The organism is Emticicia aquatica (assembly GCF_923079645.1).
Lineage (GTDB): Bacteria > Bacteroidota > Bacteroidia > Cytophagales > Spirosomataceae > Emticicia > Emticicia aquatica.
In genome coordinates this window covers 162585-176985 of the sequence record NZ_CAKLPY010000002.1, presented here as the reverse complement: position 1 = coordinate 176985, position 14401 = coordinate 162585, and the positions used below count along the sequence as shown (strand labels likewise).

The 14401-nt window shown below is 35.1% G+C and carries 11 protein-coding genes; 10 read left to right on the top strand and 1 reads right to left on the bottom strand.

Annotated features, from left to right (window positions below; all coding sequences use genetic code 11):
- Nucleotides 1-3: 3 nt before the first annotated feature.
- Complete coding sequence (locus tag MJQ71_RS10490; RefSeq protein WP_238806568.1) at nucleotides 4-2283, top strand: metallophosphoesterase family protein; 2280 nt, start codon at nucleotides 4-6, stop codon at nucleotides 2281-2283.
- A gap of 5 nt (nucleotides 2284-2288) precedes the next feature.
- Here the strand turns inward: MJQ71_RS10490 and MJQ71_RS10485 are convergent, their stop codons facing one another.
- Entirely contained in the window at nucleotides 2289-2963 is a 675-nt protein-coding gene (locus MJQ71_RS10485) for a DUF8737 domain-containing protein (protein ID WP_238806567.1), read from the bottom strand.
- A gap of 153 nt (nucleotides 2964-3116) precedes the next feature.
- Between MJQ71_RS10485 and MJQ71_RS10480 the strand changes: the two genes are divergently transcribed.
- From MJQ71_RS10480 to MJQ71_RS10440, 9 genes are all read left to right on the top strand, one after another.
- Entirely contained in the window at nucleotides 3117-3482 is a 366-nt protein-coding gene (locus MJQ71_RS10480) for an Hpt domain-containing protein (RefSeq protein ID WP_238806566.1), read from the top strand.
- A gap of 143 nt (nucleotides 3483-3625) precedes the next feature.
- Nucleotides 3626-4750, top strand: coding sequence for a glycosyltransferase family 4 protein (locus tag MJQ71_RS10475; protein ID WP_238806565.1), 1125 nt, complete (start codon nucleotides 3626-3628; stop codon nucleotides 4748-4750).
- Nucleotides 4751-5025: 275 nt separating this feature from the next.
- A complete protein-coding gene (locus tag MJQ71_RS10470; protein WP_238806564.1) occupies nucleotides 5026-5706 on the top strand; it encodes a TolC family protein in 681 nt (226 codons plus the stop codon).
- Nucleotides 5703-7886, top strand: coding sequence for a GumC family protein (locus tag MJQ71_RS10465; RefSeq protein ID WP_238806563.1), 2184 nt, complete (start codon nucleotides 5703-5705; stop codon nucleotides 7884-7886). The genes MJQ71_RS10470 and MJQ71_RS10465 overlap by 4 nt, the downstream gene beginning before the upstream one ends.
- A gap of 4 nt (nucleotides 7887-7890) precedes the next feature.
- A complete protein-coding gene (locus tag MJQ71_RS10460) occupies nucleotides 7891-9225 on the top strand; it encodes a lipopolysaccharide biosynthesis protein (RefSeq protein ID WP_238806562.1) in 1335 nt (444 codons plus the stop codon).
- A gap of 2 nt (nucleotides 9226-9227) precedes the next feature.
- Nucleotides 9228-10661 (top strand): O-antigen ligase family protein, encoded by a 1434-nt coding sequence (locus MJQ71_RS10455; RefSeq protein WP_238806561.1) that lies wholly within the window; start codon nucleotides 9228-9230, stop codon nucleotides 10659-10661.
- 75 nt (nucleotides 10662-10736) lie between these two features.
- Complete coding sequence (locus tag MJQ71_RS10450; RefSeq protein WP_238806560.1) at nucleotides 10737-11675, top strand: glycosyltransferase family 2 protein; 939 nt, start codon at nucleotides 10737-10739, stop codon at nucleotides 11673-11675.
- Nucleotides 11676-11723: 48 nt separating this feature from the next.
- On the top strand, nucleotides 11724-12908 hold the full coding sequence (locus MJQ71_RS10445; protein ID WP_238806559.1) for a glycosyltransferase family 2 protein: 1185 nt from the start codon (nucleotides 11724-11726) through the stop codon (nucleotides 12906-12908).
- A 262-nt stretch (nucleotides 12909-13170) separates the two neighbouring features.
- A complete protein-coding gene (locus MJQ71_RS10440; RefSeq protein WP_238806558.1) occupies nucleotides 13171-14400 on the top strand; it encodes a glycosyltransferase in 1230 nt (409 codons plus the stop codon).
- Nucleotide 14401 lies beyond the last annotated feature (1 nt).

Here is a 14401-nt window from a genome sequence, read left to right as displayed (position 1 = left end):
GAAATGACTTCAAGGATTTTTACAATTTTTATCTATTTGTTGGCATCAACAGTTTTTGCCCAAACACAAGTGATTTTGAGCGGACAAAACTGGAAATACCTCGATAATGGCTCTGACCAAGGTACTGCATGGCGAGCAGTAGCTTTTGAAGATGCAACTTGGGCTTCAGGCTCAACACAATTAGGCTACGGAGATGGTGACGAAGCCACTATTGTTGGTTTTGGCGGTGATGCAAATAATAAATTTACAACTACTTATTTTCGGAAAAACTTTTCAATAACATCATTATACTCAAATTATACGCTGCGAATAAAACGAGATGATGGCGTTGTTGTATATATTAATGGAAATGAGGTTTATCGAAATAATATTACTGCTAATCAAACTTACCAAACATTCGGCTCTAATGCCACGGATGATGGAAATACTTGGCTCGAAACAACTATTTTAGGTTCGAATTTGCAAGTAGGAAATAATGTTATTGCCGTCGAAATTCACCAAAATAGCTTGACAAGTACGGATATTTCATTTGATTGTGAATTACTTGGCCCTAGTTTAAGTATTAGTCGAGGGCCATATTTGCAAATGGGAACATCAAGTAGTATGCAGATTCGTTGGCGAACAAATATTGCTTCGTCAACAAAAGTAAATTATGGCACAAATGTAGGTAGCTTAAATAATAGTGTAATAGACGAAACGCTAACAACTGAGCATATAGTAAATCTTATAAACTTTGAGTCTAATACACAATATTATTATAATATTGGCTCAACTACAGAGGTTTTGCAAGGAACAGATATTAATTATTTTATCACTGCCCCAACGATTGGTACTGAAAAGAAAACCCGTGTTTGGGTAACAGGTGATTGTGGTACAGGAACTGCTACTCAAGTGGCCGTTAAAAACAAATTTCTTGATTATGTTGGGAGTCAATATATTGATTTATGGTTGATTTTGGGGGATAATGCTTACAGTTTTGGCTATGATGCCGAGTATCAGACTAAGTTTTTTGAACCATATCAAAACGACAGAATCATGAAACAAACGGTACTTTTTCCAACGCCTGGCAACCACGATTATGGAGCTACTGGAACAGCCAGAACAGACCATATTATGCCTTATTACAGCAACTTTAGTTTGCCGAGTAATGGCGAAGTTGGGGGAGTTCCGTCTGGTCACAAAGAGTACTATTCCTATAATTATGCCAATATTCATTTTGTAAGTTTGGATTCTTACGGTCTTGAAACAGCCAATAATTATCGAATATATGATGCCGCCAGTCCTCAAATCACTTGGTTGAAAGCTGATTTGGCAGCTAATACTCAAAAATGGACAGTTTTGTATTGGCATCATCCTCCGTACACAATGGGAAGCCATAATTCGGATACTGAAAGTGAGTTAAAATTTATTCGCCAAAATGTAGTTCCAATTTTAGATCAATACAAAGTTGATTTAGTGCTTTGTGGTCATAGCCATAATTATGAGCGTTCACGCCTCATGAAAGGTCATACAGGTTTAGAACCCACTTTCGATGTTACATTGCATAATCCTACTACTTCAAGCGGTCAATACGATGGCTCGACAGATTCTTGTCCTTATATTAAAACATCAGATTTACCAAACACAGGTATTTTATATGTAGTGGCAGGTTCGGCGGGTTGGGCAACAACCACTCAAGCGGCGTATCCGCACAACGCGATGTATTACTCAAATACAACAAATGGAGGCTCTTTGTATTTGGTAGTGGAAGGGAATCGTTTGGACGCCAAATGGATTGCCGATGATGGAGTAATTAGAGATAAATTTACGATTATGAAAGATGTAAATGTAAAACAGACAATTACGCAAGAAACAAATTTGAATAATATTACCCTAACCGCTTCATGGAATGGCAATTACGGTTGGCAAAACACCAATGTTACGAGTCGAAGTTTGGTTGTTTCTCCCATCAATAATACCCAATATATTGTTAAAGATAATAATCAATGCTTAGCAGACACTTTTTTGATTCAAATATCCAATCCAAACTGCCAACCATCATTGGACTTAACCGCACCCGTTAGCTCAAATTCATTCTTGAAATATGAAGCTGGTCAAACTATTTCAGGAAATAATTTGATTAATTCTGGAGCTAATGTAACTTATAATGCTGCAAACCAAGTAATCTTATTACCTGGATTTCAAGCACAGAATGGAGTAACTTTCAGTGCTTCCATCAATGGCTGTTCAAATGCAAATACCCGTCAAGTTTTAATAGAAAAATCTCCCCCGAAAGAGCGATGAGCATTTCATTTTTTTGAAATAATTTGCCTAATAGCCGCCAAATGTGCCAATAAAACCAAAGGAACAACAACACTTGGTAAAAGATTGAACGGGAAATATATAATAGCCATATTTGGTTGTTCAAACGCAAATTGTTGAAATGGTAATGGTGCTGAAAGTAAGGCATTAATGACAATATTAGCCAATAAAATCAGGCAAATGCTATTCCACAATAAAAGAACTTTTTGATTGAAAGACTGCTTAATAAATACAAAATAATAGATGATCGGAGCGGAAATTCCTGCTAAAATATCAAAATTTCTTCCTTCAAAAGTCATAAGTTGAGGAATTGCTTTTTGGAGAAATAACCAAAATAATACAATTTCTACAGGAATTCGCACGATGTGTAGCATTGTCAGCTTTTCAATACTTAAATTATCAATAAATTTTTGCCCTTTAGAAAAATTAAACAATAAAATTATAAATAAAAAAGGAGGAGCGATTAACAGCAAAAATCTTGGAGGAAAGGCATTAAAGTTTTCGTAAAAACCTGATAAGCCAACGAGTGATTGGAAAATTATCCAAAATAATAAAACTAAAATAACGCTTTTGGCATAGTTGGTAGCTCTCCAAAACAGCCAAATTGTAAGAATTGTTGTACAAAAAAAAGTTACGCTGATGTACGTTGGAAAATTATTCATAATGCTGTTTGTCTAGTTTTTTACCCAAAAATCAGAAAATACAATTAATATAGTTTTGAATGTCAAATGTAATTATTTACAAGGATAATTATTACATAAAAATGATTTTGTGGTATAATTTTTGCAACTTATTTCTGAAAAAATACAACCTTTATGTTTACTTTCAATCCATTACTAAATTCAGAATATCTTCAAGAAATTTATGGAGATGACCTGTCAATCGTCCAAATCATGTTTGAGTCTTTCATAGATGATAATATGCCGATTTGGGAAGGAATTCCGAGCAAAATACAAAGCGGTAATTTCAAAGAAGTCAGCGATATGACGCATCAAATTAAGCCATCTTTCACAATGGTTGGGTTAGGTTTTTTGCATCCGAAAGTGCACGATTTAGAACTTTACGCCAAAGGAAATCCTGATGTGAATACATTGGTTGCAAAGTATGATACGTTGGCAGTCGAAATAAATCATGCCAAACTTATCATCAAAGACGAGTTGAAGCGTCTGAATGCTTTGTAAGTAAAGAAACTTGCAAATATTTGATGAATGATAAATTAAAAAAAATCATTTGAAAGTACAAAAACGCTTGTATTTAAGTTTTGGCATGAGCCAATATTCGTGAATCCTCATTTTTTACGTGCTTTAAATTTAATCTTCTAAAAATGAAAATAGGCATTGAAGCCCAGCGACTATTCCGTCCGCACAAGCATGGTATGGACATTGTTGCCTTAGAATTGATACGCTCTTTACAGAAAATTGATACTGAAAATGATTATTTTATTTTCGTAAAATCTGATGAAGACAACACTTGTTTGAGTGAAACCAGTAATTTTCGTATTATTGAAGTGCCAGGCAAAAACTATGTTTTTTGGGAACAAATTATGTTGCCAATTTACGCAAAAAAGTATGGCGTGGATGTTTTGCACTGCACCAGTAATACCGCTCCGATGTTTTTGTCAATGCCCTTGGTTTTGACGCTTCACGATGTAATCTTTATGGAGCAATCAAAGGGTAAAAATACTTCTTCCAATTATCAAAAATTCGGTAATATGTACCGAAAATGGCTTGTGCCAAAAATCATCCGTAAATGTAAACATGTCGTTACGATTTCGGCGGTTGAAAAGGCCAATATTGTAAAGGTTTTGGGTTTGCCAAGCGACGATATTACGGTTGTTCATAATGGCGTAAGCGGACGATTTGGGGTAAAACCTAGTCCAGAAACTATTAATGAAGTTCGTAAACAACTGAATCTGGACGATGATTTTTTCTTGTTTCTTGGTAATGTTGAGCCTCGCAAAAATGTTAATAATACTGTAAAAGCGTTTGTAGCTTTTGCAAGCACCGATGATAAAGTGAAATTGGTAATTACTGGTTTAAAATCATCGTTTGTTGAAGAAATTTTGAATGAAATTGGCAAAATATCTTTTTTAAATCGCTTTGTTTTTGCAGGTTTTGTGAGCGAAAATGTGCTTCTAACGCTGTATTCAGAGGCAAAAGTATTTTTATATCCTTCACTGAGAGAAGGTTTTGGACTTCCGATTTTGGAAGCGATGGCTTTCGGAACGCCCGTTGTTACTTCTAATATTTCAGCCATGCCTGAAGTAGCAGGTGATGCTGCCTTTTTGGTAAATCCATACGCTGTTGATGAAATTGCTACTACCATGAAAACCGCATACGAAAACCAAGAACTACGTAAAGAAAAAATATCGTCGGGATATTTGCGTCCAAGTATGTTTACTTGGGAAAAAACTGCAGAAAAAATGCTGAAGATTTACCAAAAAAAGTAATGATACAGCAGTTTATCTAAAAAACAATTCTACCTTTCTTCTAAAGAATAATTTTGTAAACGGCATAGTTTTTGATACTCTTCTATTTAGGAACTGAAAAATGTTTGTTTTGTGCTTTTTAGACTTGTTTTTGTTGTTTTTTGAATAAAAACAAGTCTATCCACAAACACCTTTTCAGCTAAAACTCATAAAAATATTAGACCATGACTTGGTGCAAAAAAAATATTTTCAAAATTATTATTTGGATAAACATAGGGTTGTTTTCCAATAATGCGATGAGCCAGAAGATTTCTACTGATTCGTTATTGATAAAAGCATTGGCTAACGACCAACTTTTACCAATTTTGATTAATTCAGCTCAAAAGTTCTCGCCTGATGTTAAAAGAATGTCAGCTAATGTTGAATATTCATCTGCCAATCAACGCATCAGTCGAAATGCTATTTTTAGTAGTTTTTCATTTCTTTCAAGTTACCATTACGGAACAAATTATTCGGCTGTAACCGAATTTAACGCCGCAAATAGTTTCACCACAGTTCAGACTGGATTTTATAACATTGGGGTTGGATTACAACTACCATTATCGCTCATACTTAATCGCAGACATTTATTAAAATCAACCCAATCCCAATTGGAAATGGCTCAATTTGATAAAGAAAACTCGAATTTGTACGTAAAACAGCAAGTGATTCGCTATTATCAAGAATTAAAGTTGTCGCATCGATTAATGGTGATAAGTAGTAGTAACCGCCAAGCGGCTCAAATCAATTTTAAATTGGGTGAGAAAGAATTTATGCAAGGGCAATTATCTGTTGGCCAATATTCTACAATCTTAGATATTTTTAATAAAGCAAAGATAGAATACGAAACCAATCTCAATCGATTTCAAACCAGTTTAATGCAGCTTGACGCCTATACTGGTGTAAGTTTTTCAACTTTGTTAAATCAAGTAAAATGAGTTTCCTGCATTTTTTAAAACTAATTTCTAAAAACTTGCTTTGGCTGCTGCTAATCCCTACGGTTTTGGCAGCAACGATATATTATTTTACCCGAAACGAAAAAAAAGTATATGCTTCTGAATCAACAATTTATACAGGATTAGCTTCAGGTTACAGTCTCAATGGAACAATAAAAGCTGATTTCTACACAACAAGTAATGCGTTTGACAACTTATTGTCTTTGATTGAGTCTAGAGAAACCAAACAAGATGTTGCAGTAAACTTGATTGCTGAACACATTTTCATGAAAAAACATGACCCCGCTGCAATGACTTGGGCTGCTTATGATGAATTTCAAAAATTGATTCCAAATGAAATAAAGCAAGAGTTACTAAAACCGACATTGGCTGAAACACGTTTGGCGGTAGCTGATTATATGCAAAAAAAAGAGGGTAATGTAATTTATAAAATAATTTATTCTAGCAATCCATTTTACTCGCTTGATGCTTACAAAAGTATCAAAGCCAATCGGATTAGTAATAGTGATTTGATTAAGATTACTTACGAAACCAACGACCCATTTATTTGTAAACGTACGTTGGAACTTTTGGAGGAGTCATTTATGAACAAAAACCGTCAATTAAGAGAAGGTCAAACTGGGTCGGTTGTAAGCTATTTTGAAAATGAAGCTAAAAAAGCGTATTCAAAACTTGATTCATCTGAAAAGAACTTTTTGGATTTCAATAAAAATAATGACATCATTAACTATTATGAGCAAACAAAGGCAGTGGCGGGTGAACGAGAAGATTTATATGCGTTGAATCATAATTTAGAGATGGATAAAATGTCGTCAAAATCTTCATTAGAGAAGGTTAACGACAATATAAAGGGAAGAGTAAACCAAACTTTTTATAATGAAGATATAGTAAAAGAAAGAGAAAAGCTTTCAAATATCTACAATAGGATTGCTTTGGGTGAAATGGTCAATACTGACGGAAGCAACAAAAAACAAATAGATAGTTTGAAAAGTTTGGCTGCTCGTACGGAGAGTAGTTTAAAAGTAACAATTGATAAATTATATACGGAAAGTAATACGCCAAACGGAATTCCAACCAAAAATGTATTAGATGAATGGCTGAAAACTACGCTTGCTTATGAACAAAGTAAAGCAAAGTTGACCGTTATGGATAAACGCAAGAAAGAGTTTGAGGAAGAATACCGAAAATTTGCTCCACTCGGAGCCATGTTGAAGAAAATTGAACGTGAAATTGGTGTATCAGAACAAGAATATTTGGAACTTTTGCATGGGTTGAGTGTAGCTCGATTGACGCAACAAAATACGGAGCTCACCTCAAAACTAAAAATTGTTGATGCTCCTTATTTGCCTTTAAAACCAAATACGTCAAAAAGAATCGTATTAGTGATTGTTGGGTTTTTAGTAGGTTTTGTTTTGGTCTTGGGTGTTATTTTAGCTAATGCACTGATTAACAAGACTTTACTTGAACCACTGCGAGCTAGAAAAACCGTTGATGCACAGCTCATGGGTATTTACCCATTGTTGAACCAAAATCCTAGTTTTATCAAAAAAGCTAATTTGCGACTACTGCAACAGTTTTTAGGAACAATTGATAGTAAAGACAAACCTGTTGTAATTGGTGTAATTAGCGTTCAGAAAGGAGAAGGAAAAACAACCATTATCAATTTGCTAGAACGAGAATTAACTAATCTCAGCTATCGGGTTGAAAAGCAATTGCTGCTTGATAATACAACCACAGAAACTACAACTTATATGCCTTTGACAATCAATGAGCCAAATAATAAACTAATAGGCCTTTCGATGCCAATTAATTTGGATAAACAATTGATTGAGAGAGATAAAAGATTGTCTGAAGCCAAAGATTTTGTGTTGATGGAGTTTCCATCTTTGGATGATGTGGTACTCAAACCAGGGTTATTTCCGCAACTCAATTATGCTATTTTGCTTTGTAGAGCCAATCGAGTTTGGAGTAGGGTTGACAAAGAATTACTATCAATTTTTGCCAAAACAACAGGAAATAAACCATATTTTATCTTAAATGGAGTAGATACGGATTTTGCTGAGGAATACATCGGTGAAGTGCCAAAAAGCCGAACTTTTGTAAGAACAATTTTGAAAAGATTGGCAAAATTTGAATTTGGAAATAGAAAGAAAATCCGATAATTCGATGAATAAAAATAAGAGTCAAGCTGCCATTCAAGGATTAGCATTTGCTAGTCAACTTCTACCTGCAATCATTGGTTTAGGTTCATTTATGTTACTTGTTCGAGTAACTCGACCAGTTGTTTTGGGCGAATATATTGTCTATACAACGGCAGTTATTTTGTTCGAAATGATAAAATCAGGTGGATTGCAGTCGGCTTTGGTGATGCGTGCTTCAACTGATGATAAAGATTTGCAAAAAACTATTATTGGTAGTGCTTATTGGCTCGGTGGACTGATTTCATTGAGTATTTCTATTGTCTTGGTTATTCTTTTTTTCTCGGGTGTTTTTTCTAAACAACCAGGTATTCAGATTTTTTGTGGTTGGTATGCCATTTTGGGTATTGTTACCCTGCCTTTACATATTGCGGAAGCCGAAGCTGTGGCCAAGCAAGATTTGAGTTTTCTGCTTTTACTACGAATCACGCAAAGTGCCAATGGTCTAATTATTGCGTTTTATGCTTTTTTCAGCGAAGGTAGCTTGGAAGAATTTGCAACGGTACATTTGCTTTTCAATGTAGCATTGTTGGTTTATGTATTAATTGCTAGAAAAACGCATCCTTTACAGATAAAATTCAAGACAATGACCGAAGTAAAATCATTGTATAACTTGATAAAATATACATTGGCAACTTTGGCCACAACCAATGTCTTAAAAAGTGCAGATACGTTTCTGATTGGTAGCGTGATGGGACCTACTTCGGTAGCTCAATATGCAATTCCTATGAAATTAACCGAACTCTTCGAGATTCCGCTGCGAAGTTTGAGTACGACTGCATTTCCGCAATTAGCAGCGAAACATAATGAAAATAACCCTTCGGGTTTCAAAAAAACAATGGTACAGTACCTTTCGTGGTCATATTTATTATATATTCCAGGTTTGTTATTTGCCTTTATTTTAGCACCTTATTTGGTTTTATTAATTGGCGGAAAACAATATGCAGACACAACACCGATTTTTAGAGTATTTATTTTATTTGGGCTTTTATTGCCAATCAATCGCATGACGGGTATTGGTTTAGACGCTCTTCAGAAACCTGATAAAAATTTTTATAAAGTATTAATAATGGCAATCATCAATATCGTTGCTGATATTTTGGCCATTTACTTAACACATGATTTAGTTTGGGTAGCATTTGCAACCGTTATCAATGCATTGACAGGTGCGGCACTAGGCTGGTGGATGCTTAAAAAAACAGGTGTTTTAATAGGAAATCATGTGCATAACGAAATGATTGAATATAGCCAAACCTTTATTAGTCAAACCATTACTAAGCTTAAAGTGAAAATAAATCGGTAGTTATGGAAAATGATTTGTATTATAAAACTAACCGAATCGGTATCAATAAACGTTGGATAATTCCTGCCATTTTTTTTAGTTATGTGCTGGGTCGATTGATTGCAAATATGGGCATCTCAATCGCAGGAATGTTATTGATTTTGCCTTTTGCGATTACTTTTTTAATAGCAGTTTTCCTAAATCCACGTGTTGGACTCATTGCTTTTATTTTCTATTGCTTTGTGATGCCAACGCTTGGAAAACACATTGTTGGGCCTCAATTTGGACTTTTAGTCGATGGTTTATTGGTTCTTACTTGGTTAGGAATATTTTTTTATCGTGGAAGCAAATACCGATTTAGACACCTTGATAATGATTTAGTTTGGTTAGCTTTAGCTTGGTTTGGACTAACGGTTTTACAAATTGGAAATCCAGCTCGACCAAATATTCAAGGTTGGTTTCAGGAAATGCGTTCGGCGGCACTTTACTGGATTCTGACCGTTCCGTTAGTGATATTGGTTTTCAAGAAAAAAACTGACATCAATCTTTTTCTCACAATTATAATCATCATGTCATTCATTGGAGCAATTTATGGCATTAAGCAATTATTTATTGGCGTAGATGAAGCCGAGCATCGCTGGCTCGAAGAAGGTGCGAAGAAAACACACGTTTTATTCGGTAAGCTTAGGGTTTTCTCTTATTATTCTGAAGCTGGTCAGTTTGGTGCTTCACAAGCCCATTTGACAGTTATGTGTATTGTTTTGGCTATTGGACCTTATTCAACTTTCAGAAAAACTTGTTATACAATTGCAGCTGCGGTTATCTTTTATGGAATGCTTATTTCTGGAACAAGAGGTGCAATGGGAGCTTTAGTTGGCGGTGGATTTATATTTTTGGTTTTAATCAAGCAAACCAAAATCTTGATAGTTGGAATGATAGTTGGTTTAGGTTTTATTGGAATGCTTAAATACACTTCTATTGGTTCAGGAAATGACCAAATGAGAAGATTCCGTAGTTCACTTGACCCCAATGACCCGTCTTTACAAGTTAGACTTATTAACCAGCGACGTTTGAGCGATATGTTGGCCACTAAACCTTTTGGAACTGGCGTTGGTACAATTGGGCAATGGGGAGTAACTTTTAATAAACATATACCAACCGCAACGATTGCCCCAGATAGTTTATACGTAAAAATGTGGGCAATGTATGGGATAATTGGCTTTACGCTTTGGTTTGGAATCATGTTTTATATAGTTGGGAAATCGGCAGGAATTATTTGGGATACGCATGACCCAGTTCTTCGAAATCAACTCATCTCCTTGTGTGCGGGTTCTTTTGGTAGTTTGGTATGTAGCTATGGAAACGAAGTAATGAACGCTCTGCCGTCGTCGGCTATTGTCTATATTAGTTGGGCTTTTGTGTTTATTAGTCCTAAGTGGGATACTAAAAATAAGTAGTTTTTACGAACAAAGATTCACATTTAAAATTTATAAAGTTGAACGGTATAATTTTTAACTTACAAACTTTCCTTCATGAATCAGCCATTAGTATCAATTATAACGGTCAATTTTGACACGCCAGAAGTTACTGCCGATATGCTGCGGTCGCTTGCGTTACTTACTTACCCAAATTGGGAAGTGATTGTGGTTGATAATGCTTCACCAAAAAAATCTTCAGCTTACTTAAAAAAAGAATTTCCTTTTATTACGCACGTTAGCACGCCAATAAATTTAGGTTTTGCGGGTGGAAACAACATAGGCTTGCATTATGTCAAAGGAGAATATGCTTTTTTGGTAAATAATGATACCGAGGTAACGCCCAATTTGATAGATGTTTTAGTAGAATATCTCCAGAAAAACCCTTCATGTGGTATTGCTTGTCCGAAAATCAAGTATCATTTTATGCCTGATACGATTCAATATGCTGGTGCAATCGGACTTCATCCACTCACAAGTCGTAGTTATGATATTGGCTATTTACAAAAAGATGATGGCAAGTATGATGATATGCGTGAAACTGATTTACCAAATGGAGCAGCAATGATGATTCCGATGGCTGCCCTGAAAAAAGTTGGCCAAATGAGCGAAATGTTTTTCTTGTATTATGAAGAACTTGACTGGGCTGCAAGATTCAAGAAGAACGGTTATGGCGTTCATTATGTGGGAACTGCTCAGATATTTCATAAAGAATCTGTTTCGACTGGTAAAAATTCAGCTTTTAAAACGTATTATTTATACCGTAATAGATTTTTATACATTCGCAGAAACTACGTTGGTTTTCGATGGCTGATTGCCAGTGCTTTTTTTGTGTTGGTTTCTTCGCCAGTTCATATTTTAAAACATCTTTTGAAAAAAGAACAAGCTCACGCCAAATCAATTTGGCAAGCGTTGATTTGGAATTTTACCCATTCGTCACACCAAGAGCCAGCCAATCATTCGTCAACACAGTTTAATCAAGTAATAATTGATTAATAAATAGATAAAAAAAGCTTTTTTAATAGTCTGAATAATGCCAAAACCATGATACAAACAATACTCAGTTTCATTGAATATTTCATTCTGATTTATCTTACAATTCAGGTAGCATATTTGCTGTTTTTCTCTTTTGCAGGAAAAATCTCTAGTAAAAAGATTTTTGCCAAAGCACAAAAACTTCGCAAAATAAGAATTTTTGTTCCTGGCTATAAAGAAGATGCAGTGATTATTGCAACTGCAAAAAATATCATCGAGCAAGATTATCCCAAAGATTTATTTGAGGTAGTAATTATTGCAGATTCTTTCACCGAAGCAACGCTCAAAACGTTAAATCAATTACCGATTAAAGTAGTTGAAGTGAGTTTTGAGAAAAGCACCAAAGGAAAAGCTTTGCAAAAAGCGGTTGAAGCAACAGCCCAAAATGAAGTTGATATTGTTTTGATTTTGGATGCCGATAATCATATTGGAGCAGGATTTTTACACGCTGTTAATAATGCTTTTGAGCAAGGATATGCTGCGGTGCAAGGGCATCGAACAGCAAAGAATTTCCAAACACCATTTGCATTATTGGATGCTTGTACCGAAGAAATTAATAACCATATTTTCCGTCGTGGACACGTGGCAGTAGGTTTGCCTTCGGCATTAATCGGTAGTGGAATGGCTTTCGATTGGAGTTTATTTGTAGGTCTTTTAACAGATATTGGCGATACTTCAGGCGAGGATAAAGAGTTAGAATTCAGATTGATGCGTCAGAGAAAGCAAGTCGCTTTCTTAGATGGCGAATATGTTTACGATGAAAAAGTAGCTAAAACGGATGTATTTAGTAAGCAAAGAAGCCGCTGGCTTGCAACACAAGTTGAATTTTTTGAAAAATACTTTATCGAAGGTTGGATTCAACTTTTGAAAGGAAATGTAGCTTTTTTCAATAAAGTGTTTCAAACTTATTTATTTCCACGAGTAATGTTAGTGGCGGTTTTAGGACTTTGGCTGATATTTTGTTTCTTTTTTGCCTGCGAATTATTTCCATTCAGTTTGGGTTTATTTATTGCACTGGCGGTCGCTTTACTACTTGGAATTCCTGCAAAATGGTATAACAAACAATTAATAATGGCTTTTTTGCAAATTCCAATTGCTTTGATTTCAATTCTGAAAGCGACTTTAAATATTAGTAAAGCTCGTAAACAGTTTATTCATACACCTCATGGCGAAGGCAATGAAACAGAGCATTGAAATATAAAATTCGATAATTATCTATTTTTTAAAATAATTAATCATGCCTTGGAATATCATATTACCGCCTGTTTTTGTGGCATTATATTTCGGATTTAAGGCTGGAAGAAAGCTGAAAAATAAGAAGCCGATTTCTCGAAAAGATTTGTATTATTGATATAGAGCGAAGTTTATAAATTTGATTTTCTGTAATTAACTCTTTGTCAAGCGTCAATTTGTTGGTCTTACCTAAAAAAACAACAATTCATTATCTATTAAAAAAATGTTAAGCCGAGAAGCATTTCAACAACTGCCTATTTTCATCACAACTATGTCTCGTTGGGATGGAGACGTTTCGTCTGCTTCATTGGCATTGGCGAAGGTTTTGAGTAGAGATAATCCCGTTTTTTACCTAGATTATCCTTATTCTTGGGCAGATGTTTGGCGTGAAAGAAAAAAGCCAACCGTTAAAAGACGAATGAATGCGTTGTTATTTGGTAAAGATTATTTGGTCAATGTGCCAGAGCAATCGCCAAATTTTGTGGCTGTAACTCCCAAACCAGCTTTGCCAATTTACTCGCTTCCAGCAGGAGAATTGTACAATATTGCGAGTGCTTATAATGACAGACAATTGAGCAATGTTATCAAACGTATTTGTCGAGAAAAGGGCTTTAAAGATTTTTTGCTGATTAATTCTTTCAACCCAACATACTTGGCAAATGTTCAAAAATATCTGTCGCCAAGTTTGAGCATTTATCATAGCCGTGATGCCATTGAGGAAGTGCCAGGACACGGCTTGGTAAAAGAAAATAGTTGTGTGACGCACTACGATATGTCAATGGCCACTTCCAAGCAATTATGCAGGAATATCTCGGCAAGAAATAATAAAACAGTCAATTATTTTCCGAATGGAGGAGATGTGCATTTGTTTAAGAAAGCTATTGCAGAAATATTACTCAAACCAAAGGAAATAGCAGATATAAAAACGCCAATAATTGGCTATACGGGAGCTATTTGCCAGCGAATTGATTACGAATTGATGGTGAAAATTGCCGTACAAAATCCAGATAAAACGATTGTGATTGTTGGGCCAAGAAAAGACAAAGAGTTTACGAATATCAAACTTGATGATTATAAAAACATTGTTTTTGTTGGACCAAAACGCATCGAAGAATTACCGTCATTTCTACAATATTTTGATTGCACGATTATTCCTTTCGTGAAAAATAATCTTACTGGAGGCATTTATCCGCTCAAAATCAATGAATATTTAGCTGCAGGGAAAGCTGTAGTAACGACAAATTTCTCGGAAGATATTGCTACTTTTGCTAAACATATTTATTTAGCCAATAATCACGAAGAGTTTTTGAGCATGATTCCGCTGGCCATGAATGATAATTCGGTCGAAAAAAAGGAAAATAGACTCGCCGCTGCCATGAGTAATGCTTGGGAAAATCGAGTAGCATTGCTTTGGGATTTGGCTTGGGAAGCTTATCAAAAGAAAAATTCGTAGG

Bases quoted from the DNA above. Each gene is read 5' to 3' on its own strand.
- MJQ71_RS10490 (WP_238806568.1), top strand. From the start codon at position 4: ATGACTTCAAGGATTTTTACAATTTTTATCTATTTGTTGGCATCAACA.
- MJQ71_RS10485 (WP_238806567.1), bottom strand. From the start codon at position 2,963: ATGAATAATTTTCCAACGTACATCAGCGTAACTTTTTTTTGTACAACA.
- MJQ71_RS10480 (WP_238806566.1), top strand. From the start codon at position 3,117: ATGTTTACTTTCAATCCATTACTAAATTCAGAATATCTTCAAGAAATT.
- MJQ71_RS10475 (WP_238806565.1), top strand. From the start codon at position 3,626: ATGAAAATAGGCATTGAAGCCCAGCGACTATTCCGTCCGCACAAGCAT.
- MJQ71_RS10470 (WP_238806564.1), top strand. From the start codon at position 5,026: ATGAGCCAGAAGATTTCTACTGATTCGTTATTGATAAAAGCATTGGCT.
- MJQ71_RS10465 (WP_238806563.1), top strand. From the start codon at position 5,703: ATGAGTTTCCTGCATTTTTTAAAACTAATTTCTAAAAACTTGCTTTGG.
- MJQ71_RS10460 (WP_238806562.1), top strand. From the start codon at position 7,891: ATGAATAAAAATAAGAGTCAAGCTGCCATTCAAGGATTAGCATTTGCT.
- MJQ71_RS10455 (WP_238806561.1), top strand. From the start codon at position 9,228: ATGGAAAATGATTTGTATTATAAAACTAACCGAATCGGTATCAATAAA.
- MJQ71_RS10450 (WP_238806560.1), top strand. From the start codon at position 10,737: ATGAATCAGCCATTAGTATCAATTATAACGGTCAATTTTGACACGCCA.
- MJQ71_RS10445 (WP_238806559.1), top strand. From the start codon at position 11,724: ATGATACAAACAATACTCAGTTTCATTGAATATTTCATTCTGATTTAT.
- MJQ71_RS10440 (WP_238806558.1), top strand. From the start codon at position 13,171: ATGTTAAGCCGAGAAGCATTTCAACAACTGCCTATTTTCATCACAACT.